The organism is Aeromonas sp. 602396 (assembly GCF_049173735.1).
In the GTDB taxonomy this organism is placed as follows: Bacteria; Pseudomonadota; Gammaproteobacteria; order Enterobacterales; family Aeromonadaceae; genus Aeromonas; species Aeromonas veronii_A.
In genome coordinates, this window is record NZ_JAAKSD010000001.1 from 110,317 (window position 1) to 130,396 (window position 20,080).

The following is a 20,080-nucleotide window of genomic DNA, read 5'->3' on the forward strand; positions in this document are numbered from 1 at the left end:
CTTTCGTTGGTGAAGGGTTATTTTAAGTTGGTGGGAGTTTTATGAGTCTTTCTTATGTTAGGGGTATTTGGGATGCTAGATATTTTTGGCAGCATCTCGCTTTATCGGATCTACGCTCTCGTTGGCGGCGGTCTTTTTTCGGTGTATTATGGTCATTTATTCAACCTTTAGGTATGACATTATTAATATCTATAGTTTTTAGTAAAATGTTTAATACGGACATAGTGACGTATGCACCCTATATTTTGTCAGGAATTATAGTCTGGGATTTTGTAGTAGCCAATACCATTGGTGGTTCACTTGCGTTTGTGCAAGCAGATGCCTACATTAAACAATGCAAGCATCCATTAGCAATATATACATTACGAACTGTCTTGAGCAGCATTATAGTACTTGCACTTGCCAGTTTGGCTCTATTTGCTTGGTCAATAGTTGTATTGCCACAAAATATAAATATAACCTGGCTAGCCACCTTAACTGTTTTCCCAATATTGGCACTTATAGCATGGCCATTATCAACATTGCTAGCCTATATCGGGGTTAGATTTAGAGATGTACCACATGCGATGGGATTAGTCATGCAAGCGATATGGTTTATCTCTCCGGTATATTTCGAAGAACGTATGTTCCGTTCTGGCGGATTGGATTGGTTAGTCGATTACAATCCTGTGTATCATGTATTGCAAATTATAAGAGCACCACTACTAAAAGGTGAGTGGCCGAGTCTGGAGAACTATACATTTAGTCTGATAACTGCTGCTTTCCTATTTTTGCTTGCGTGGCTGATTGGCCGAAATGCAGAGAAAAAAGTGATCTTCTACCTATGAAAAAGAATAAAATTAAACTTGAGAATGTTAACCTTCATTATGCATCAGTAGCTTACAAAGAGCGGTCACTAAAGTCTCTTTTCTCTGCTGCTTTTAAAAAAGGAAAAGCAGAGCGTTCTGTCTCTGATATTCATGCATTAAAAAATATTACGCTAGAAATAAATAATGGAGAGAGGGTCGGGCTCTTAGGGCATAATGGTGCAGGAAAAAGTACATTTCTTAAAACGGTGGCAGGTCTCTATCCTATATCTAGTGGTAAATTAATTGTTGAAGGGCAAGTTCGTTCTCTTTTTGATTTGAGTCTAGGTTTTGAACCTGATGCAACAGGCCGAGAGAATATTCTCTATCGTGGTCTTCTGCTTGGCCTCTCTCCGACTTTTATGAAAGAGAAAGAAAATGAGATCGTTGAGTTTGCTGGTTTGGGTGAGTTTATTGATTATCCAATTAAAACTTACTCTGCAGGCATGCAGGTAAGACTAGCATTTGCTATATCCACAGCAGTTGGTGGCGATATTTTGCTCCTAGATGAAGTGATTGGTGCTGGTGATGCTCAGTTTATGGCAAAGGCTAAAAGCAGAATAATGAGTTTGATTGAGAATGCTGAAATACTAGTTTTAGCATCACATGATTTCAGCGCATTGAAAAATATTTGTTCAAGAGGGATTGTATTTCATCATGGTGAATACATTTTTGATGGCCCCATTGATGATGCGATCATTGCCTATAAACGAGTCAATAATCTGGATTTAGCATGAAAAATCGAGTGTTGTGGCTGCTTAACCATTCAACATTAAGAAACTTTGAAATACCTCAGCTAATAGAGTTTGGTATTGAAGAAATATATCTTCCAAAAAAGTTTCCATATGATGAGGGAAATTTATCGGCAAGTATTACATTCGATTTTGACGATAAATTGACTATCCCTAGGCATGAACTTGATATTTTAAATGAACAAAATTGGTATGAGTCGCCCAGTAAAAACGCTTGGGATATTGTCAATAAATATTTTGATTATGCGATAATTGGCTTCTTCCCAAAGCAAATTAAGTCAACCATTAAAAATTTTAATGGTGCCGTCATTCTTCGTGTATTTGGATTATCTAAGGGATACAACTATTCTTCTTTACTAAGAAGTGAGTGTGGAGATAATGTAGTATCAACGATTAAATCGATGGGGAAAAGATTCTGGTTTGGTTGTGGCTATGAGCATATTTCCGATGTAGAAATGCCATATTTAGCAAAGCGCTCATGCTATTTGCCTGTTGGTTTAAAAGGTAAATATCAACCTGATAATTGGACTGGAAAAAGAAAGACGATACTATTTGTCTGTCCTAGAATAGGAACATCTCCATACTTTAAAAGTATTTATGAATCCTTTGTTCGTGATTTTAAAGAGTTTGATTATATCATTGGTGGTGCGCAGCCAATAGCTGTTAATGATAAGAAAGTACTCGGCTTTGTATCTAAAGAAGAGCACTCTGATAACATGCAACAATGCAGCGTTATGTTTTATCATTCCACTGAACTAAATCATATACATTATCATCCCTTTGAAGCTATACAAGCTGGTATGCCATTAATATATATGGCTGGGGGAATGCTGGATTTGATGGGTGGCGGGGATTTACCTGGCAGATGTGAAACAATTGCAGAGGCTAAGGCTAAGATTAGAAAAATTTTAAATGGCGATGAACAGTTAATCAATGATATTAGAAAAACACAGCATGTGCTTCTTGAGCAAATGATGCCAGAGTATTGTGCTTCAATATGGAAAAGAAACTTTAGCCTTGTCGTTGATGGATTAAAAGAGCATCGCCTCCAGCAGAAAGCTCGCCCTACATATATCACTAGAAAAAAGCGAATTGCTGTAATTGTTCCGATTGAGTATCGAGGGGGGAGTCTGCGAGGCGCTAAGCTTTTAGCTGATGCCATATTACTTGGTAGTCAACAGGCTAATGAAGAATGTGAGGTCGTTTTTGCGCATCCAACAATTGATGAATTAGAGCATGCTAATGAATTGCGGGATTTAAATCCAAAAATTCAAAGGAGAAGCTTCTATTGGCAACATCTTTCTAAAGATGATGCTACACGTGCTATGCAGTATGCTGGTCATGATGGCTGGTGTGCCGTAGATGAATCATATATGGTGCCCAATGACAGCATCAGTAATTTCTATGATTGTGATATTTGGGTTTTCGTTTCCGACAGGCTGGACAAAACGCTGCTTCCAGTAAGACCGATAGTATTGATGGTATACGATTATTTGCAGCGATATGTTTCAATTTTGCAAGGAGGTGCTGATCATCCCTACTTGAAAGCAGCAACACAAGCTGAGCGAGTCTTGGTTACTACTGAGTTTACTTGCCGAGATGCGCAACAATATGCTGGTATTGAGTCTGACAGAATTGCTAGGTTACCTATGTTGGCACCTGACTTTTCGTTTTCAGATGAGCAGCAAAAAGATGTTGGCGATTATTTCATTTGGACAACTAATCTCAGTCCACATAAGAATCATCTCAATGCTGTCAAAGCATTAGAAATTTATTATAATCAGCTAGCCGGTTCTCTTACATGCTTTATTACTGGAGTTAATACTCAGAGTATAATGGAAAGTAAACTTTCATATTTGAGCGAGTTTGTGAGAACTGTTGATAATAGTGAGTCATTGAAACGTAAGATAAAATTATGTGGTGAGTTATCCGATTTAGAATATAAAAAAGCACTAAAAAAAGCAGCATTTATATGGCATCCTGCGCGCATTGATAATGGTACCTTTTCGGTTATTGAGGCTGCCTATCTGAATATACCTGCACTCTCCTCTGATTATCCGGCAATGCGTGAAATAGATAGACAGTTTTCACTTAATTTAACATGGTCTGATGCAAACTCGCCGGAGCAAATGGCTTGGCAGCTAAAATATATAGAAGAGCAAGCTTTGCATCTTCGAAAAAATTTGCCTAGTAAAGATATACTGAAAGAACAACGAGCGAAAAATCTGGCTAAGCATTATTGGGGGGTAATACGCGAATGTCTGTGAGAAAATTTGGAATTTATCTTTGCTATGCCCCATCTGTTGATTTACGAAAGGAGGGACTTGGTCGTTACTTGGCTGCCTTTCTTAAAGGTGCTGCAGCACGTGATGATGTAAAGTTTACCTTGGTTTGTCCTAGTTGGTCTACGAAAGATCTATATGACCTTTTTGATAGTGAGAATGTACCACATGACAGTTTTTCGATTCGCTCGCCAGATAAAAGACCACTTTTACTGGATCTTTACCATTGGTACATTAACCGTAAAACGAAAAGACAAAAAAGAAAAACACTCAAATCGTTTTTACTGGAGTTGGTTGCTAGCTTGAAGGAAAATATTTTCCATTATGTGGAAAAGCGTTTGTTAAATGCATACACAAAATTGGATCTGATCCTTTTAGGCATTGAAGGGAGTTTGTTATTTCTGCTGGCTTTAATCATTTCCCCATTATTTTTTATTTTTTCGTTTCCTTTTTTATTGGCGTTCTTTTTTATTCGTAGATTGAAACTAATTGTGCTGGGCAGGTTTTCCAAGTACATAGGCCGTTTCATGAAAATGATTTACTCGCCTAAAGATGATGGATTTGTATTGCGTCTCTACCGTAACATGGAGTTGGTGGAAGGGAAGCGTATAAGCGCATTAATCGATAGTATGCATGATATATCTGCATGGTATTGTCCAACAGCCTATTGGCCTGAGTTTAACAAGATCGATTCCCCTCGATTAATGTGTGTACCTGATGTTGTTTTACGAGAGTTTCCCGTGGCTTTTTCTCAAATTGGTGGTGATAGAACTCTATCGACGTTTAAATTGTTAGAAGAGGCTATCAGAACAGGGGATCACTTTGTAACTTATAGTGAAGTGGTAAAATGGAATACACTTATTGATGGCTATCAAGTATCAATGGACAAGGTGTCTGTAGTACATCACGCCGCTAATAAAGTTGATAGCTTCATTAATATTACTGGTCTACCAGATAATGAAGAGGCAACTACCCATTATGCCAAGTCGTTACTCATGTCCGCTATTCGCAAATCGAATGAGCAGAATTATGTTTCAATATTTAAAAATAAAGATGTAGAGTTTGTTTTTTATGCTAGCCAGATCAGGCCAAATAAAAACATAATAAGTTTATTCAAAGCATATGAGTATCTTTTACGAAAAAAATTCGTTCAGCACAAACTGATCGTTACCGGCACTGTTAGTGTTATGCCTGAAGTAAAAGAATTTGTTATTAGTCACAATCTGCAACACGAAATTTTATTTCTGCATGGACTAACAATGCAAGAGCTCGCAGCTTGTTATAAATTGGCAAGTTTGGCAGTTAATCCAAGTCTAAGTGAAGGTGGGTGTCCATTTACATTTACTGAGGCGTTATCTGTTAATACACCAGTTGTTATGGCTCGTATTCCTGTAACTGAAGAAATTCTTACTGACCCTGAGTTACAGGAAATGACATTTTTTGATCCATATGATTGGAGAGATATGGCTAAGAGAATAGAATGGGCACTCCACCATAAGGACATCTTACTACGAAAACAGTTGCAGATATACGATCAGTTATCAATGCGTACATGGTCTGATGTTGTAAATGAGCATATCGATATACTTGAGCGTATTAGTTGCTTGGAGAAATAATGTGGTAGATTCAAAGAAGTTGGCCATTTTAGGATGTGGTGGACATGCAAGAAGTGTGGCTGATGTAGCATTGTCGTTAGGATTTTCAACGTTATGCTTTATTGATGATAATGCAAAACCTGGCGAGAGTATTTTGGGTTATCCAGTTTTTCCTTCATGGGATGTAATCTCTCCCGATGAGTGGATTTTTTTTTCTGCAGTAGGTGATAATCATAAAAGAAAGTTACAGTTAGAGATATTGGGGAAAATGGGGTGGCAAGTTGCCACCTTGATTTCTGCCACAGCCACGATTGGTATTAACTCTATCATAGGTAAAGGAACATTCGTCGGTCATCATGGGCACATTGGTCCTTCAGTTAAAATTGGTGAGGGATGCATTATCAATTCAGGTGCAATAATTGAACATGACGTCTGTGTTGATGAATTTACGCATGTATCGGTCAACAGTACAGTGGCAGGTTCAGTTAATATTGGGACGTTATGTTTTATAGGTGCTGGCGCGACTATAATCAACAATATTACTGTTCGCGACGAGATTACTGTTGGTGCCGGTGCGTGTGTTGTAAACACTATAGATCAGCCCGGAATTTATTTGGGTGTGCCAGCAAAGAAATATAAATAACATCTTGGGGCGAGATATGCATCTTACGGATGATGATTTTTTAAAAACAATAAAAAACACCCCCTTAATCTCGATTGATCTGGTGATTTCTGATAGTTCAGGGCGATATCTTCTAGGTCTCAGAAGAAATAGACCTGCAGCCGATCATTGGTTTGTTTTGGGGGGCAGGATAAAAAAGGGAGAAGCTATATTAGATGCCTTTAAAAGAGTTGCTGAGAATGAGCTTGGTGTGACGTTACAGAGTTCGAAAGCTAAATTTATTGGAGTCTACGAGCATTTTTATAAAGATTCTTTTTATGACGTTATGACTCCAACTCACTATGTTGTTTTAGCGTATTCAATAGAACTAGACCATGATATAAATTCATTATCTGTTGCTCAGCATTCAAAGTATAAATGGTTTGATATAGTAGACCTTCTTGCATCACCAGATGTTCATCAATACACAAAGAACTATTTTTTAGATAAGGGCTTGGAAGATAATGAAAATTCTTCATTTTTTTAAAACATATTATCCAGATGCTTACGGTGGTGTGCAACAAGTCATATATCAGCTTGCGGAAGGTGCAGTAAAAAGAGGGCATGAGGTTGATGTATTATGCTTAAGTGCTGAGAATGCTGGTCGAAATTTTAACATCGCTAATCATAGTGTGCATGCTGCAAAAGAAGATTTTTATATAGCTTCGACTGGTTTTTCATGGTCTGCGATTGTCGAATTCAGGCGACTGGCTGAGAAAGCTGATATTATTCATTATCATTTTCCGTGGCCCTATATGGATCTCGTTCATTTTTGGGTTAATCCTAAAAAGCCGACAGTGGTCAGTTACCATTCTGACATTGTCAAACAAAAATACCTGCTACAACTTTATAAGCCATTGATGATGTCTTTTCTAAATAAAGTTGATGCTGTGGTCGCTTCTTCACCCAATTATGTCAAGACCAGCCCTGTTCTCTCTAGCCTAAAAAAGGATGTTGAGGTGATACCATTCGGTCTGGAAAAGGTATCTCCAAGTTATGCAGAACTATCGTTATCGAATAAATGGAATGATAAAATAAAAGGGCGTTTTTTTCTTTTTATCGGATTTTTACGATATTATAAGGGGTTGTCATTTGTCCTTGATGCTATGCGTGGACTTGATTATCCTTTGATAATAATTGGTGAAGGCCCATGTGAAAAGGAGTTGAAGTCTCAGGCGGATAAGTTAGGATTAAAAAATACGTTGTTTGTTGGTCCAGTAAGTGACGCTGAAAAAAATATTTTACTGGAGTTATGTTACGCTGTGGTATTTCCATCTCATCTGCGTTCTGAAGCGTTTGGTATGACTTTGTTAGAGGCATCAATGTATGGTAAGCCAATGATTACTTGCGAAATTGGTACAGGCACTACATATATAAATCTGCATGGTGAAACCGGCTTGGCAGTTGAGCCAGCAAATAGTGAGGCTCTCTCATCTGCAATGAAAAAGTTATGGGATGATCAAGATGAAGCTGAGCGTATGGGGAAAAATGCAAAGGCTAGATTTGAACATAACTTTACTGCCGACGTCATGATTGATAAATATATGACGTTATATGAAAAGGTTATCTCAAATTATTATTCATCTTGAAATGCCTATCTCAAACTGTATGTCCATACCTAGAATTCTTGTCACAGGTGCCAACGGATTTGTAGGCAAGGCGGTCTGTGAACACTTGCTGGCGCTGGGGGCGAATGTTAAAGGAGCGGTGCGAAGTCACCCGCTGGCTTCTTACCATGTTCAGGCTCCCTCTCTGACTGCCGATGCAAACTGGACAGCCCAATTGCAACAGGTGGATGTGGTTGTTCACTGTGCAGCTAGGGTGCATGTGATGTCGGAAACCGCGACAGATCCTTTGGCGGCTTTTCGAGCGGTGAATACAGAGGGCACCCTCGCTCTTGCTCGACAAGCGGCTGAGGCAGGGGTGAAGCGCTTCATCTTTATCAGTTCGATAAAAGTGAATGGCGAGCAGACCGAGCCTGGCAAGCCATTTGATGAGAATGTGCAAAGTCCGCCAGAAGATCCCTATGGACGCTCGAAGTATGAGGCGGAACAGGGGCTGATGGCACTCGCGAAAGAGTGTGGTATGGCTGTAACCATCATTCGTCCTCCTCTTATCTATGGAGAAGGAGTGAAGGCTAACTTTGCCAGCATGATGACCTGGGTGCGCAAAGGGATCCCGCTCCCTTTTGCCCGTTTGACCAATGCGCGTAGCCTGTTGGCGTTACCTAATCTGTGTGACTTTATTGCCCATGCGATGGCGCACCCGGCTGCAGTGAATCAGGTCTTTTTAGTCGCAGATCCTGTCGCAGTGTCGACGTCTCAGTTGTTGGCGGCGATTGCAGAAGCAGAAGGCGTTAGCTGTCGGCTCTTTTATCTCCCACCAGGAGTAATAAGAGGGCTTGGACGCTGTTTGGGGATTGATGCCAAGCTACAACGGATTTATGGCTCTCTGGAAATGAATACCCGCAAGGCTCAGAGCCGATTACAATGGTCGGCACCCTATTCGCTCTCTCAGACCTTATCTCTGATGGCGTCAATCCATAGTGAGTCGTCTTGATGCTGGCATTTGTTTTGTTGTCGATATTTTGTCTTTTTCTTTCAATTACCATGACCGGCCTGCTCAGGCGCTACGCCCAGACCCGCTTGCTTGACCAACCCAATCATCGTAGTTCGCATCAGGTGCCTACCCCGAGAGGCGGTGGCATGGCTATCGTGGCGACCTTTCTGCTGGCAGCCCCGTTGTTTGTTACCCTGATCCCACTGCCCGCCGGCATATCCCAGAGCAGCTTTGCATTGATATGGGCTGCGGCGCTGGGCATTGCATTGGTTGGTTTTATCGATGACCACATCTCTCTCAAGCCTCGAACCCGCCTGATTGTGCAGAGCATGGCGGCCGCTTTGGTGGTTTCTGCGGTTAATGGTTTGCCAGCGCTGACCTTCTTTGGTTGGCAGCTCGATCTGGCCTGGTTTGGTTACCTGCTGGTCTGGCTGGGGGTGATCTGGTTTATCAATCTCTACAACTTTATGGATGGCATCGATGGCTTGGCGGCAGGTGAAGCCGTTGTCGTCTGTCTGTTCATGACGTTATTTCACTATCTGGTTGGGGGGGAGTGGTCGTCTGCCAGTTTGATCCTGCTACTGGGGATTTCGGCGGCTGGCTTCTTGTGCTGGAATTTTCCGCCCGCCAGGATCTTTATGGGGGATGGTGGCAGCGGTTTTCTTGGCTTGATGCTGGCTTCCCTGATGCTGCTGGATGCCGCTTCTGCGCCTCAATTCCTGTGGGCATGGCTCGTCATGCTCGGAGTCTTTGTGGTTGATGCGACCTGGACGTTACTGAATCGCTATCGTCTGAAATGTCGTCTGAGCGAGGCGCATCGTACTCATGGCTATCAATATCTGGCGAGACGTTGGCAAAGTCATCGAAACGTGACCTTGGCTGTGCTTGTTTTAAATAGCCTCTGGCTTGCGCCGATCGCTGTCATGATTGTATTGGGCCAGCTCGATGGTGTGATCGGTCTGGTCATTGCCTACTTGCCGTTAGCCTTTCTTGCGTATCACCTGAATGCAGGAGTACCAGAATGAGAAATGAGCTTTTACCCGGAGGGGGCTGGCTACTGAGTTGCCTGGGCTCCCTATCACGAGCCAGTAAGCGTGTCATCTCTGTCGCCGTTGATATGCTCTTGATCACCATGACCTATTGGGGAGCGTACTGGATCCGGCTTGAACATAACTGGCCCATCGATAGCCCTCATCACTGGGCACTCCTTGGCGCAATTATCGTTGTCAGCATCAGTTTGTTTGTACGGCTGGGGCTCTATCGCGCAGTACTCCGATATGTCAGCTTTCGGGTTTTATGGACAATCTCGCTAGGCGCATTTCTTTCAACCTGTTTCTTTGTTCTCTCTGCATTTTACTTTGATATCTTTCTGCCCAGAACGGTATCTGTTATCTATCTCTCCTTTTTGGTGCTGCTGGTTGGTGGTGTGCGGCTGTTTTTCCGGGCGCTGCTCAATACCACCCGTCTGGCTCGTACCCAGGTGTTGATCTATGGCGCGGGTTCTTCGGGTCGACAGCTTCAAATGGCCTTGTTGCAAGGTAATGAGTTTTATCCCGTCGCCTTTATTGATGACGATCCCGCCAAACAGGGATGCGTGATCCAGGGCTGTACCGTTTATCACAGTGCTCAGTTGCCAGCCCTGATTGACCACCATGGGGTACAGAAGATCTTGCTGGCTATGCCGAGCAGCACCAGAGCGCGTCGTCAGGAGGTGATCAATGCACTTGAGCCCCTCTCTTGCGAAGTACTCTCTATCCCGGGAATGGCCGATCTGGTCAATGGCTCGGCTCGCATAGATCAGCTCAATGAGGTTTCCATCGACGATCTGTTGGGCAGAGATCCGGTAGAGCCGGTGACAAAATTAATGGAAGCCAATATCACAGGCAAAGCGGTCATGGTAACCGGTGCCGGTGGCTCCATTGGTTCTGAGTTATGTCGCCAGATCTTGCGGTGCCGACCGTCCACCTTGGTTCTGTTCGAGCTATCTGAATATGCTCTCTATGCCTTAAATAAGAATCTGCGTGAACAGTGTCAGCGCGAGCAGATCGAAACAGAGCTGGTGCCGTTATTGGGTTCAGTACAGCGCCAGCATCGTCTAAAAACGGTGATGCAGAGCTTCAGGATCCAGACCGTCTACCATACCGCGGCTTACAAACATGTCCCGCTGGTCGAGTTCAATATCATTGAAGGAGTACGTAACAACGTATTCGGCACTCTTTATGCGGCACAGGCGGCCATTGAGGCAGGGGTGGAAACATTCGTGCTGATCTCTACCGATAAAGCCGTGCGGCCAACCAATACCATGGGCGCCAGCAAGCGTCTGGCCGAATTGATCTTGCAAGCCTTGACCCGCGAGAAGCACAGCACCCGTTTTTGTATGGTGCGCTTTGGCAATGTTCTTGGATCTTCCGGCTCAGTGGTGCCGTTATTCAGACAGCAGATAGATAAGGGGGGGCCTATCACCCTGACTCACCCCGATATCATCCGTTACTTCATGACGATACCTGAGGCTGCCCAGTTGGTGATCCAGGCCGGCGCCATGGGGGAGGGGGGCGACGTCTTTGTGCTCGATATGGGGCAACCGGTACGGATCATGGAGCTGGCCAAGCGCATGATACGCCTCAGCGGCCTGACACTGCGTGATGAGCAGCGTCCCGATGGTGATATCGCCATAGAGGTGACGGGGTTGCGGCCGGGCGAAAAGCTCTACGAAGAGTTACTGATTGGTGATGATGCCAGAGGAACCGAACACCCCAGGATCATGGTGGCACAAGAGAGCTGGCTGCCCTGGTCCCGACTGCGCCCCTTGCTGGCCTCGCTGGATGATGCTTGTCACCGTTTTGATCAACAGCAAGTGCGCGAGATCCTGATGCATGCTCCTGCTGCATTCGAACCGACGGATGGTATCTGTGATCTGGTGTGGCTAGCGAAGCAGCAGCATACAATAACGGAGAACATCGTGAAGCTACCAGTACACAATGTTAATTTTTTGCTGGCTAGAAATTGAGTTACCTGTTTCTATAATGAGGCAACTTGGATGCGATTAGGCTTGGTTGTGGCATTTTATCGAGAATATGCCGCAATTATTACTAATGTTAGTATTCTATTATTTGAAAAAATGGTGACCATTGGGTTGGTTTTTTTTTGCGAGGGGGTAATTAGTCATCTACTCGGTGTGTCATTATATGGGAAATGGCTATATTCGCTTAATGCCGTCATTTTATTGTCATCAGTTACATTGATTGCCGGCTCGGAAGTTGTTGTTCCGGCATTAGTTCGGCATCCTCATTTGCGTTGGAAGATACTATCTTCAGTATTTGTTTTTCGTCTACTTTTCGCTTTGGTTGCTTTGCTTGTCACATTAATCTACGCAAATTTTATTGTCGCAGATCAAGATGTAAGATTAATGCTGATGCTATTGGCACTGGTGCTCATTTTTAATGAACCATTTTCAGTAATAGCCAACTACTATCAGGCCACCACAAATATAGGTGTTGTTGTAGCGATTCGTCTTGCAATTTTATTATTAAGGGTGCTTTTGGTAAGCCTCGCTTTTTTACTTTCATCTTATGTCATCATCTATTCAAGCAGGGCAATAGAAGCAATGTTTTTAGCTATGTCACTGAGTTGTGTTATTTATTTTAGAGGTGGCATCTGGGACTGGCATAAAAAAGTGGCAGTGGTAATGTTAAGTCGAGGTGGGGCGCTCTGGGTTCCATTAATGCTGATGCTGATTTATATGAGGATTGATCGCTTTTTCATCGAGCATTACTTAGGGTATGAACAACTAGCCATGTATGGCGTAGCTAGTCAAATGCTAGAACAGGGCGTACTTGTACTTGGTATAGTTGTGCAGTCTATAGCGCCAATGATGTTATATGGGCGCAGAGTAAAAAAAATACATATGGTCTGTTTAGGGCTGTTATTAGTTGCATGTATCTTGCAATTAATGGGTTGGTTATGGCTACATGAAATTGTCTATTTTATATTTGGAAAAGATTATGAGTTAGCAGCAGAATTAGCTATTATGATGTTGCCTGCGCTTTCTTTTTTCGCTGTGGATAGCGTTTTAATGCAACGATTATACCGTGACAAAAAATATTTTTTGATAATGTGCAAGTGGTTCTTTCTATTAATTATAAGCATATTCAACTATTGGCTGTTGCTAAAAGTATTTCGTTCCGGTGACATTTACATCGTTTACATAACTAATGCTTTTTTGATGATGGCTGGGACGATGTCGATATACTTCATTCATCAATATAAAGGTTGCGTGTGTAAGGTCGTGCAATGATAACAATAATGACGCCAACTTATAACAGAGCATATGTTTTACCAAGGTTGTATGACAGTTTGTGTCAGCAGACAAGGCAGGACTTTGAATGGCTCGTAATCGATGACGGTAGCACTGATGGTACCGCCGAGCTTATTTTTGATTATAGAGTTAAATCTGACTTTTCCATCAATTATTTTTATAAAGAAAATGGAGGGAAGCATCGCGCTATAAACGAAGGTGTGGTTCATGCGACCGGTGATTGGATTATCATTGTGGATAGTGATGACTTATTAACTGGTGATGCTGTTGCCAAGCTATATGATGTTATGAATCGTATTGGCTCGGAATTTGTTGGGATGTGTTTTAGAAGATCAACATTATCTGGTCACATAATTGGTATCTCCGACACCGCATGGAGCAAGTCAATAGTAATGCAGCCCATCATGGCAGGGCATGTATTAAAAGGTGACTTGGCTTATGTTTTTCGCACTAATGTTATGCGTGAGTGTCCTTTTCCTGAGTTTCCGGGCGAAAAGTTTGTACCAGAGTTATATATATGGAATAAAATTGCCGATATAGGTAAGATAGTTTTTTATGTAGACCAAGTAATATACTTGTGTGAATATCTTCCTGATGGCTACACCTCAAATTTTAAAAAAAATCTAAGAAGTAATCCATGTGGTTTCGGTTTGTTTTATCGAGACCAGGTGATCCGAGATACTCGATTGTTCGGCAAGGTCAAAGCATGTGTCAGAAGTCTTCAGTGTATTCTTTACTATTGGTTGAAGAGATAGCATGAAAATTGCGATGGTAATCACAGGCCTTGGTATGGGGGGCGCTGAACGACAAGTGTGCGATTTGGCAGATCAATTTATTAGGTTGGGCCACCATATATTAATTATCTCGATGACCGGTGAAATTAAAAATCGCCCACATTCGACTGCAGCAGACATCGTTTCACTGCAGATGAGGAAAACTCCATTTAGTGTTTTCAAAGCATACTGGCAGGCGATCAGGTTACTTAATCAATATAAACCGGATGTGGTGCATAGCCATATGGTGCATGCTAATATTTTTGCTCGGTTATTACGATTGTTTGTATCATTTCCGAAACTTATCTGCTCTGCACATAGTGTTAATGAGGGAAGAGGGTGGCGGATATTGGCATACCGGCTTACCGAAAGGTTATGTGATCTTAACACAAACGTAAGCCAAGAAGCAGTTGAGGCTTTTATTAAACAAGGTGCGGTATCTGCCGGGCGAATGAAAGTCATGTATAATGGTATTGATACGGAGCGTTTTTATTTTAACGCCAAAGTCAGAAATAAATTACGCTCTCAGCTTGGGATTGATGACAATAACATATTGTTAATTTCAGTAGGCAGACTGACCGCTGCCAAGGACTATACAAATTTGCTTGTTGCATTTGCGATGTTATCTTCGAGATCCAATAATGTTAAGTTGGTCATCATAGGTGAGGGTGAGCAAAAAGAATACTTAACCACAATCGCTAGCGCACAAGGGATTAGCGAGCGAGTTCATTTCTTGGGGCTGCGCTATGATGTTGAAGATTGGATGAGTGCAGCAGATATATTTGTGTTGTCATCAGCTTGGGAGGGGTTTGGTTTAGTTGTGGCTGAGGCTATGGCTACTGAGCGGGTAGTGGTTGCCACCGATTGTGGTGGAGTGAGGGAAGTGGTTGGCTCTGCTGGATTGCTTGTCCCCTCTAAAAATAGTCAGCAGCTATTTACCGCGATTGAGCAGGCTATGATGCTTTCGCCGCTTGAGAGAGAGGTGATGACTAGGGAGGCTCGGATTCGGGTTATTAGCCATTATTCAATAGAGACTATCTGTCTGCGTTGGTTAAATTTGTACCAGGACTACACATGAGCAAACATCTTTGTATGGTGAGCAATACAGCGTGGTCAATGTGGAATTTTCGCCGCGGATTATTATCTGCACTTATACAACATGGATATCGCATAACCATTGTTGCTCCACCTGATAATACAGTTTTTTCGCTCTGTGATTTGGGGTGTTCATTTATACCGTTGGCACTATCCCCTAAAGGAGTCAACCCAATTGTTGAACTAAAATTAATATTTGATTTCGTAAGAATATATAGAAAAATTAATGCGGATTTAATTATCCATTATACGGTAAAACCAAATATATATGGTTCTTTTGCTGCACATTTTTGTCGCACACCTGCCTTGGCTATAACCACTGGGTTAGGATATGCCTTTATGAATGATGGTTGGGTGCCCAAAGTAGTAAGGTTGCTTTATAAATTCGCTTTTAAATATCCTAAGCTAGTCATTTTCTTAAATGAAGATGATCGCCTTGAATTTGTATCAAGACAGTTGGTAGATGAAAGAAAGACTCTGTTACTGCCTGGCGAGGGCGTTGATTTGAGTTTTTTTTATCCTTCAGAAAAATTTGCTGAAGATGACTCGGTTAGTTTTTTGCTCATTGCGCGGTTGTTATGGGATAAGGGGATTGGAGAATATGTAGCAGCCGCAAAGCAGATTCATATTCGTCATCCAAACATAAAGTTTAAATTGCTAGGCGATGTTCAGGCTGATAACCCACGAGCGATCGGATATGCACAGTTGCATGAATGGATCAATGACGGTGTGCTGGAATATCTCGGTACTACACATGATGTTAGGCCTATCATAATGGAAAGTGATTGTATTGTGTTACCTTCTTATCGCGAAGGATTGCCAAGAACTATGATCGAAGCTGCTGCAATGGCAAAGCCAATTATTGTTACCGATGTTCCTGGATGTAGAGATGTACTGCTACATGAGAAAACCGGGTTACTCTGTCAAGCTAGAAATGTTTCATCATTGGCTGATGCGATGATGACATTCATACGAATGACTACAGCTCAAAGAACCTTGATGGGTAATGCTGGGAGGCAATTAGTTAGTGCCAGATTCGATGAGAAAAAAATCATTGGCATATATTTTGACATATTGGCTCAGCATATCGATGGCGCTCAGCCCTGTGGTTGATAACTAAATGAGTTTTTCATGATAAATAATAGCTATTATCCATATGGTGGTCGTTGGTATGACCTTGTACGGTTTAATTATACAATAATGTTCTTTTTTACATCCTTGGTATCAACATTATTACCTGCATTTTTGTTTTGGGGCGAGGACTTTTGGAATTTCCTTGATGATGTAAAAATAAATTCACTTTTAGGAATCTTTATAACATGTATTACTGCTGGTTTTTTCCTGAGTCGAGTGCTTTGCTATCCTGGAGTTAATGCTTTATCTTATATGATTCCAACAGTAACCGCTGTGTATGGAATATTATTCGGTGTGTTGCTGCTGTTTCGTCTTGAGTATAGTAGGCCAGTAATTATAAGCTCGTATATATTGGTTTTAGTATCTTGCTGGCTTATTTATTACTTAGGGGCACGATCTGGCAAGGTTAAGTATTCTATCATCCCGGTTGGTAATTATCAGAAACTGTGTGCCTTGACTGCTGTTGAATGGAATATTCTTCACAAACCAGATTTCTCTCTGTTTTGTGGTAATGCCGTAGTTGCTGACTTTCACTCATCTGATTTGACGAGTGAATGGCAAAGGTTATTAACTGATTTCGTTTTGTTAGGGATACCAATCTATCACAGCAAAACTATATATGCATCATTAACAGGCCGAGTGAGCGTTGAGCAATTATATGAAAATGACTTGGGTTCCGCTATTCCCTCGTTGTTTTATTTCTTTTTAAAAAGACTAGCTGATCTTTTGGTTGTTATAATGGCACTCCCCTTTTTTATGCCGGTGTTACTTATAACAGCAATATTAATAAAGCTGGAAAGCCCTGGCCCTGTTTTCTTTAAGCAAAAGAGAGTTGGGCTGGGTAATAAAGATTTTGTAATATATAAATTTCGTAGTATGCATGACAGTTCATCATCAGACAATGCATATTTTGCTCAGGAGGTTGACAAACGGATTACTCGTGTTGGTAATTTTATTCGTAAATATAGAATTGATGAGCTCCCGCAATTCTTTAATGTTCTTAAAGGGGATATGAGCTTGATTGGTCCACGGCCTGAACAGCGTTTTTTTGTGGAGAGGTTTGAGTCTGAATTACCATTCTATATGTATCGTCATATGGTTCGTCCTGGTATAAGTGGATGGGCTCAGGTGATGCATGGCTACTCAGCTGATACAGATAGTACTCGTATAAAATTAGAATATGATTTTTATTATATTAGAAATTTTTCGCTTTGGCTTGATCTATTAATAGTAATCAAAACTATTAAAACAATGCTGACAGGGTTTGGGGCTCGTTGAGTATACGGAAATAATATATGAGCAGCTTGTATTGGATTTTATCTTCATTATACTGGTTACTTGGAGTGCATTTTTTTATGCACAACCCGGGAGGAGCAGGGCTATATCTGCCCTTTAACGCATGGGGATGGGTGTTTGCCTCGCTGGCTATTGGATTAGGATTGTGGCAAGTGACGTTACGCCAGCGTCTGCTCTTTTCTCCATTACAAGCGGGCTTATGGATAGGGGCACTCTTGCTACTGCTGCCGATGTTCTATCCAGGTTTTGCACTCAGGGATTATGCCATTCCCAGATTATTGGGGCTTTTTGCTGGTCTGCTGTTTTTATTCGGGCTCTATCAATGGCGCTTCAATCGGTTGCAGCGTGATCGCTTGCTCTATATCGTCCTGATAGCGATCGCGATGGAGGCTTTACTCGGTCTGATACAGTTCTATCTGTTGACACCCGGTAACTGGATTGGCTACGACACTAAAACCAATCGTCCTTACGGGATCTTTCAACAGCCAAACGTGATGGCAACCTTTATGGCAACTGGTCTTGCCCTTGCTATTTGGCTGGAATTACGCCGAGAGGGTGGTCGTTTGCTGATGGCTCTGCGCTATGGCGTCATTCTATCAGCAACACTGTTGCTGGTTGTTTTGCAATCCCGAGTGGGTCAACTTGGCGGTCTGCTAGCTCTGTTTTTATTGATACCGCAACTCCATCGCCATCGATTGCTATGGCGTATGTTGGCGCTGGTTATTTTTGCGGTGGCCCTTGGCCTGCTATCACAGTACTGGATGGCAGGCGCAAAGCGCGGGTTGGAGATTTATCAATCTGGTGGTATGCGATCTATTTATTGGCCTTATGCAGCCAAGCTGATTGCCGAAGCACCATGGAGTGGTTGGGGATACGGCAGTTTTGAATCTGTTTTTCTCCATCACTACATGGCTGATAAGGCGCTGAATCCATCTATGGTGCAGATTGAGTACAATCTTGACCATCCCCACAACGAATTCCTTTATTGGGCTGTTGAGGGAGGGGTGGCTCCCATGGTTGGTATGGTGATTATGGGGTGCGCATTATTGTGGCGCCTGACGAAGGTGCGTTGGGTAAATGCCATGGCACTGCTTGCCCTGGTGACACCGATATTGCTCCATACTCAGACGGAATATCCCCTTTACCATGCAATCGTGTTGTGGTGGTTGTTGCTGACGCTGATCTATGTCGTTGACACCGAGATTGAAGAAACCCGTTTCGTGAGTTGCGGTAGCCCATCGTGGTTGGACATTGAGTATCGCCCCTGGTTGTTGCTCCGATTTATGGCAATAGCTATCCCTCTATTGGTTGTCCCATTTATGCTGACAGCCCTTCATACTGCCTGGGTCGTCACCAAATACGAGCGGGGAGGTTATAAGGAGCCGACGCTCTTGCTGGAGATTATCAATCCTATGGCATGGCTGACACGAGTTGAATTTGATGTGAACTCGGTTCGTCTGATGGTCGGTTTGCAGACAAACAACAAGGATGAACTGGAAGCTTATCTGGAGTGGGGGCAGGCCTTCGTACTTCATACACCACGAGCTAATATATACGCCAATATGGTGACAGCACTTAACGCTCTGGGTCGCAAAGAGGCAGCCGATGCGATGCGTCTGGAAGCGCTCAGACTCTATCCTGCGGAACCTCTGCTGAGTGGCTCTGTAGCTATACCGGTGATCAGTGGTGTTGATCAATCGGCACAAAGTAATGCTCGCGCAAATTAGCGTAATTTAACAACCGGGTAAGATCGGTTATGTTAAAAAACAGATTGTTTATTTGTCTTTAGATATATGGGTTGATGTTGTAAGTTCATGATTTTTATGGATAAAAATTATGGCCTTTTAAGTCGTCGTTGCTGAGGAATTGCTTTGTGGCTTTTTTATTTCACCTTGCTTGATGGGTAACTGGGCGGGGGGGAGGGCATATCGGGTGTCACTATAAAGAGAATCTTCTGACTGCATGTAGTGGGATATTAATGAGCCCTGTAATATCTGAGATCATCATCTGTCAGATTGTATAGCAATCACAACTGAGCATTGATTTGTTATCACGCTTCGCGTCAAGAGAGTATGGTGAGTGAAAAATAAAAAAAAAGGAGTGTAAATACAGAAAACGGTATGTTGTTATCAATTGTCCATGCTATTCTGACACGGTAATCCCTGTGACCGACTTTTTGTGAGGAAATAATGAACGAGTTTCTGAAAGTTCTGCTGAACATTCGCAGTCTGCGTGCGGCTGTTCGTGAGCTGCCGTTTGAGCAACTGCTGGAAGCTAAAGAGAAGTTTGACCTGGTTTACCAAGAGCGCGCCGATTCTGTTGAACAGGAGCGTGCTGAACAGGAAGAGCGTCAGCGCAAGCTGAATGAATTCACCGAAATGCTGCAGCAGGCTGGTATTGATCCTCGTGAGCTACTGGCGACTGCCGCTGCTCCGGCTGCTGCAACTGGCGCTGCCAAGAGCAAGCGAGCTCCGCGTCCGGCTAAATACAAGTACGAAGAAGATGGCCAGGAAAAAACCTGGACCGGTCAAGGCCGTATGCCGAAAGCCATTGCTGCTCAAGTCGCATTGGGTAAAGACCTGAACGATTTCCTGATCTAATTCGTCAGGTTCAGAGATTGAATAATGCCGCCCTCGGGCGGCATTATTTTTGCCATTTTACTCGTGGTTATCCAACCAGTATTTCCACCTCATTGTTATCTGCATTCCTCGTTTGTATCCTTTCTCTCTCGCCTTACCCGCAGTTCCTTTACTCAATATCATTCGTTGTTTAC

At 42.6% G+C, this 20,080-nt stretch carries 17 protein-coding genes; all 17 read left to right on the forward strand.

The window, feature by feature from the left end:
- Nucleotides 1–41 precede the first annotated feature (41 nt).
- The 17 genes from G5229_RS00520 (at nt 42) to G5229_RS00600 (ending at nt 19,907) form a co-directional block, all read left to right on the forward strand.
- On the forward strand, nt 42–827 hold the full coding sequence (locus G5229_RS00520) for an ABC transporter permease (protein ID WP_213386863.1): 786 nt from the start codon (nt 42–44) through the stop codon (nt 825–827).
- Nucleotides 824–1,582 (forward strand): ABC transporter ATP-binding protein, encoded by a 759-nt coding sequence (locus tag G5229_RS00525; protein WP_108539993.1) that lies wholly within the window; start codon nt 824–826, stop codon nt 1,580–1,582. The genes G5229_RS00520 and G5229_RS00525 overlap by 4 nt, the downstream gene beginning before the upstream one ends.
- Complete coding sequence (locus tag G5229_RS00530; RefSeq protein WP_421208009.1) at nt 1,579–3,864, forward strand: glycosyltransferase; 2,286 nt, start codon at nt 1,579–1,581, stop codon at nt 3,862–3,864. The genes G5229_RS00525 and G5229_RS00530 overlap by 4 nt, the downstream gene beginning before the upstream one ends.
- A complete protein-coding gene (locus tag G5229_RS00535; protein ID WP_421208010.1) occupies nt 3,855–5,495 on the forward strand; it encodes a glycosyltransferase in 1,641 nt (546 codons plus the stop codon). The genes G5229_RS00530 and G5229_RS00535 overlap by 10 nt, the downstream gene beginning before the upstream one ends.
- Nucleotides 5,467–6,117 carry an acetyltransferase gene (locus G5229_RS00540; RefSeq protein WP_421208011.1) on the forward strand — a complete coding sequence of 217 codons (651 nt, stop codon included), beginning with the start codon at nt 5,467–5,469 and terminating at the stop codon, nt 6,115–6,117. Before G5229_RS00535 ends, G5229_RS00540 begins: the two co-directional genes overlap by 29 nt.
- Before the next feature lie 16 nt (nt 6,118–6,133).
- Nucleotides 6,134–6,622, forward strand: a complete 489-nt coding sequence (locus G5229_RS00545; RefSeq protein ID WP_421208012.1) for a GDP-mannose mannosyl hydrolase — start codon at nt 6,134–6,136, stop codon at nt 6,620–6,622.
- Nucleotides 6,600–7,724 (forward strand): glycosyltransferase family 4 protein, encoded by a 1,125-nt coding sequence (locus G5229_RS00550; protein ID WP_421208013.1) that lies wholly within the window; start codon nt 6,600–6,602, stop codon nt 7,722–7,724. The genes G5229_RS00545 and G5229_RS00550 overlap by 23 nt, the downstream gene beginning before the upstream one ends.
- Before the next feature lie 19 nt (nt 7,725–7,743).
- A complete protein-coding gene (locus tag G5229_RS00555) occupies nt 7,744–8,694 on the forward strand; it encodes a UDP-glucose 4-epimerase family protein (protein ID WP_216954413.1) in 951 nt (316 codons plus the stop codon).
- A complete protein-coding gene (locus G5229_RS00560) occupies nt 8,694–9,719 on the forward strand; it encodes an MraY family glycosyltransferase (protein WP_216954282.1) in 1,026 nt (341 codons plus the stop codon). The genes G5229_RS00555 and G5229_RS00560 overlap by 1 nt, the downstream gene beginning before the upstream one ends.
- On the forward strand, nt 9,716–11,701 hold the full coding sequence (locus G5229_RS00565) for a polysaccharide biosynthesis protein (protein WP_421208014.1): 1,986 nt from the start codon (nt 9,716–9,718) through the stop codon (nt 11,699–11,701). The genes G5229_RS00560 and G5229_RS00565 overlap by 4 nt, the downstream gene beginning before the upstream one ends.
- Nucleotides 11,702–11,731: 30 nt before the next feature.
- Nucleotides 11,732–12,988 carry a lipopolysaccharide biosynthesis protein gene (locus G5229_RS00570; RefSeq protein WP_421208015.1) on the forward strand — a complete coding sequence of 419 codons (1,257 nt, stop codon included), beginning with the start codon at nt 11,732–11,734 and terminating at the stop codon, nt 12,986–12,988.
- 8 nt (nt 12,989–12,996) lie between these two features.
- Nucleotides 12,997–13,764: a glycosyltransferase family 2 protein gene (locus tag G5229_RS00575; protein ID WP_254204282.1), complete on the forward strand. Its 768-nt coding sequence runs from the start codon at nt 12,997–12,999 to the stop codon at nt 13,762–13,764.
- Nucleotide 13,765: 1 nt separating this feature from the next.
- Nucleotides 13,766–14,860, forward strand: coding sequence for a glycosyltransferase (locus G5229_RS00580; RefSeq protein ID WP_421208017.1), 1,095 nt, complete (start codon nt 13,766–13,768; stop codon nt 14,858–14,860).
- Nucleotides 14,857–15,990: a glycosyltransferase family 4 protein gene (locus G5229_RS00585; RefSeq protein ID WP_421208018.1), complete on the forward strand. Its 1,134-nt coding sequence runs from the start codon at nt 14,857–14,859 to the stop codon at nt 15,988–15,990. Before G5229_RS00580 ends, G5229_RS00585 begins: the two co-directional genes overlap by 4 nt.
- Before the next feature lie 18 nt (nt 15,991–16,008).
- On the forward strand, nt 16,009–17,289 hold the full coding sequence (locus G5229_RS00590) for a sugar transferase (RefSeq protein WP_216954273.1): 1,281 nt from the start codon (nt 16,009–16,011) through the stop codon (nt 17,287–17,289).
- Between the two features lie 17 nt (nt 17,290–17,306).
- Nucleotides 17,307–19,034 (forward strand): PglL family O-oligosaccharyltransferase, encoded by a 1,728-nt coding sequence (locus G5229_RS00595; RefSeq protein ID WP_216954271.1) that lies wholly within the window; start codon nt 17,307–17,309, stop codon nt 19,032–19,034.
- Nucleotides 19,035–19,496: 462 nt separating this feature from the next.
- On the forward strand, nt 19,497–19,907 hold the full coding sequence (locus G5229_RS00600; RefSeq protein WP_216954269.1) for an H-NS family nucleoid-associated regulatory protein: 411 nt from the start codon (nt 19,497–19,499) through the stop codon (nt 19,905–19,907).
- Nucleotides 19,908–20,080: the final 173 nt, after the last annotated feature.

What these genes read in the sequence shown, in the direction of transcription:
- G5229_RS00535 (WP_421208010.1), top strand. Translation starts at nt 3,855, where the DNA reads ATGTCTGTGAGAAAATTTGGAATTTATCTTTGCTATGCCCCATCTGTT.
- G5229_RS00575 (WP_254204282.1), top strand. Translation starts at nt 12,997, where the DNA reads ATGACGCCAACTTATAACAGAGCATATGTTTTACCAAGGTTGTATGAC.
- G5229_RS00565 (WP_421208014.1), top strand. Translation starts at nt 9,716, where the DNA reads ATGAGAAATGAGCTTTTACCCGGAGGGGGCTGGCTACTGAGTTGCCTG.
- G5229_RS00550 (WP_421208013.1), top strand. Translation starts at nt 6,600, where the DNA reads ATGAAAATTCTTCATTTTTTTAAAACATATTATCCAGATGCTTACGGT.
- G5229_RS00560 (WP_216954282.1), top strand. Translation starts at nt 8,694, where the DNA reads ATGCTGGCATTTGTTTTGTTGTCGATATTTTGTCTTTTTCTTTCAATT.
- G5229_RS00600 (WP_216954269.1), top strand. Translation starts at nt 19,497, where the DNA reads ATGAACGAGTTTCTGAAAGTTCTGCTGAACATTCGCAGTCTGCGTGCG.
- G5229_RS00585 (WP_421208018.1), top strand. Translation starts at nt 14,857, where the DNA reads ATGAGCAAACATCTTTGTATGGTGAGCAATACAGCGTGGTCAATGTGG.
- G5229_RS00530 (WP_421208009.1), top strand. Translation starts at nt 1,579, where the DNA reads ATGAAAAATCGAGTGTTGTGGCTGCTTAACCATTCAACATTAAGAAAC.
- G5229_RS00595 (WP_216954271.1), top strand. Translation starts at nt 17,307, where the DNA reads ATGAGCAGCTTGTATTGGATTTTATCTTCATTATACTGGTTACTTGGA.
- G5229_RS00580 (WP_421208017.1), top strand. Translation starts at nt 13,766, where the DNA reads ATGAAAATTGCGATGGTAATCACAGGCCTTGGTATGGGGGGCGCTGAA.
- G5229_RS00590 (WP_216954273.1), top strand. Translation starts at nt 16,009, where the DNA reads ATGATAAATAATAGCTATTATCCATATGGTGGTCGTTGGTATGACCTT.
- G5229_RS00555 (WP_216954413.1), top strand. Translation starts at nt 7,744, where the DNA reads ATGTCCATACCTAGAATTCTTGTCACAGGTGCCAACGGATTTGTAGGC.
- G5229_RS00545 (WP_421208012.1), top strand. Translation starts at nt 6,134, where the DNA reads ATGCATCTTACGGATGATGATTTTTTAAAAACAATAAAAAACACCCCC.
- G5229_RS00525 (WP_108539993.1), top strand. Translation starts at nt 824, where the DNA reads ATGAAAAAGAATAAAATTAAACTTGAGAATGTTAACCTTCATTATGCA.
- G5229_RS00570 (WP_421208015.1), top strand. Translation starts at nt 11,732, where the DNA reads ATGCGATTAGGCTTGGTTGTGGCATTTTATCGAGAATATGCCGCAATT.
- G5229_RS00520 (WP_213386863.1), top strand. Translation starts at nt 42, where the DNA reads ATGAGTCTTTCTTATGTTAGGGGTATTTGGGATGCTAGATATTTTTGG.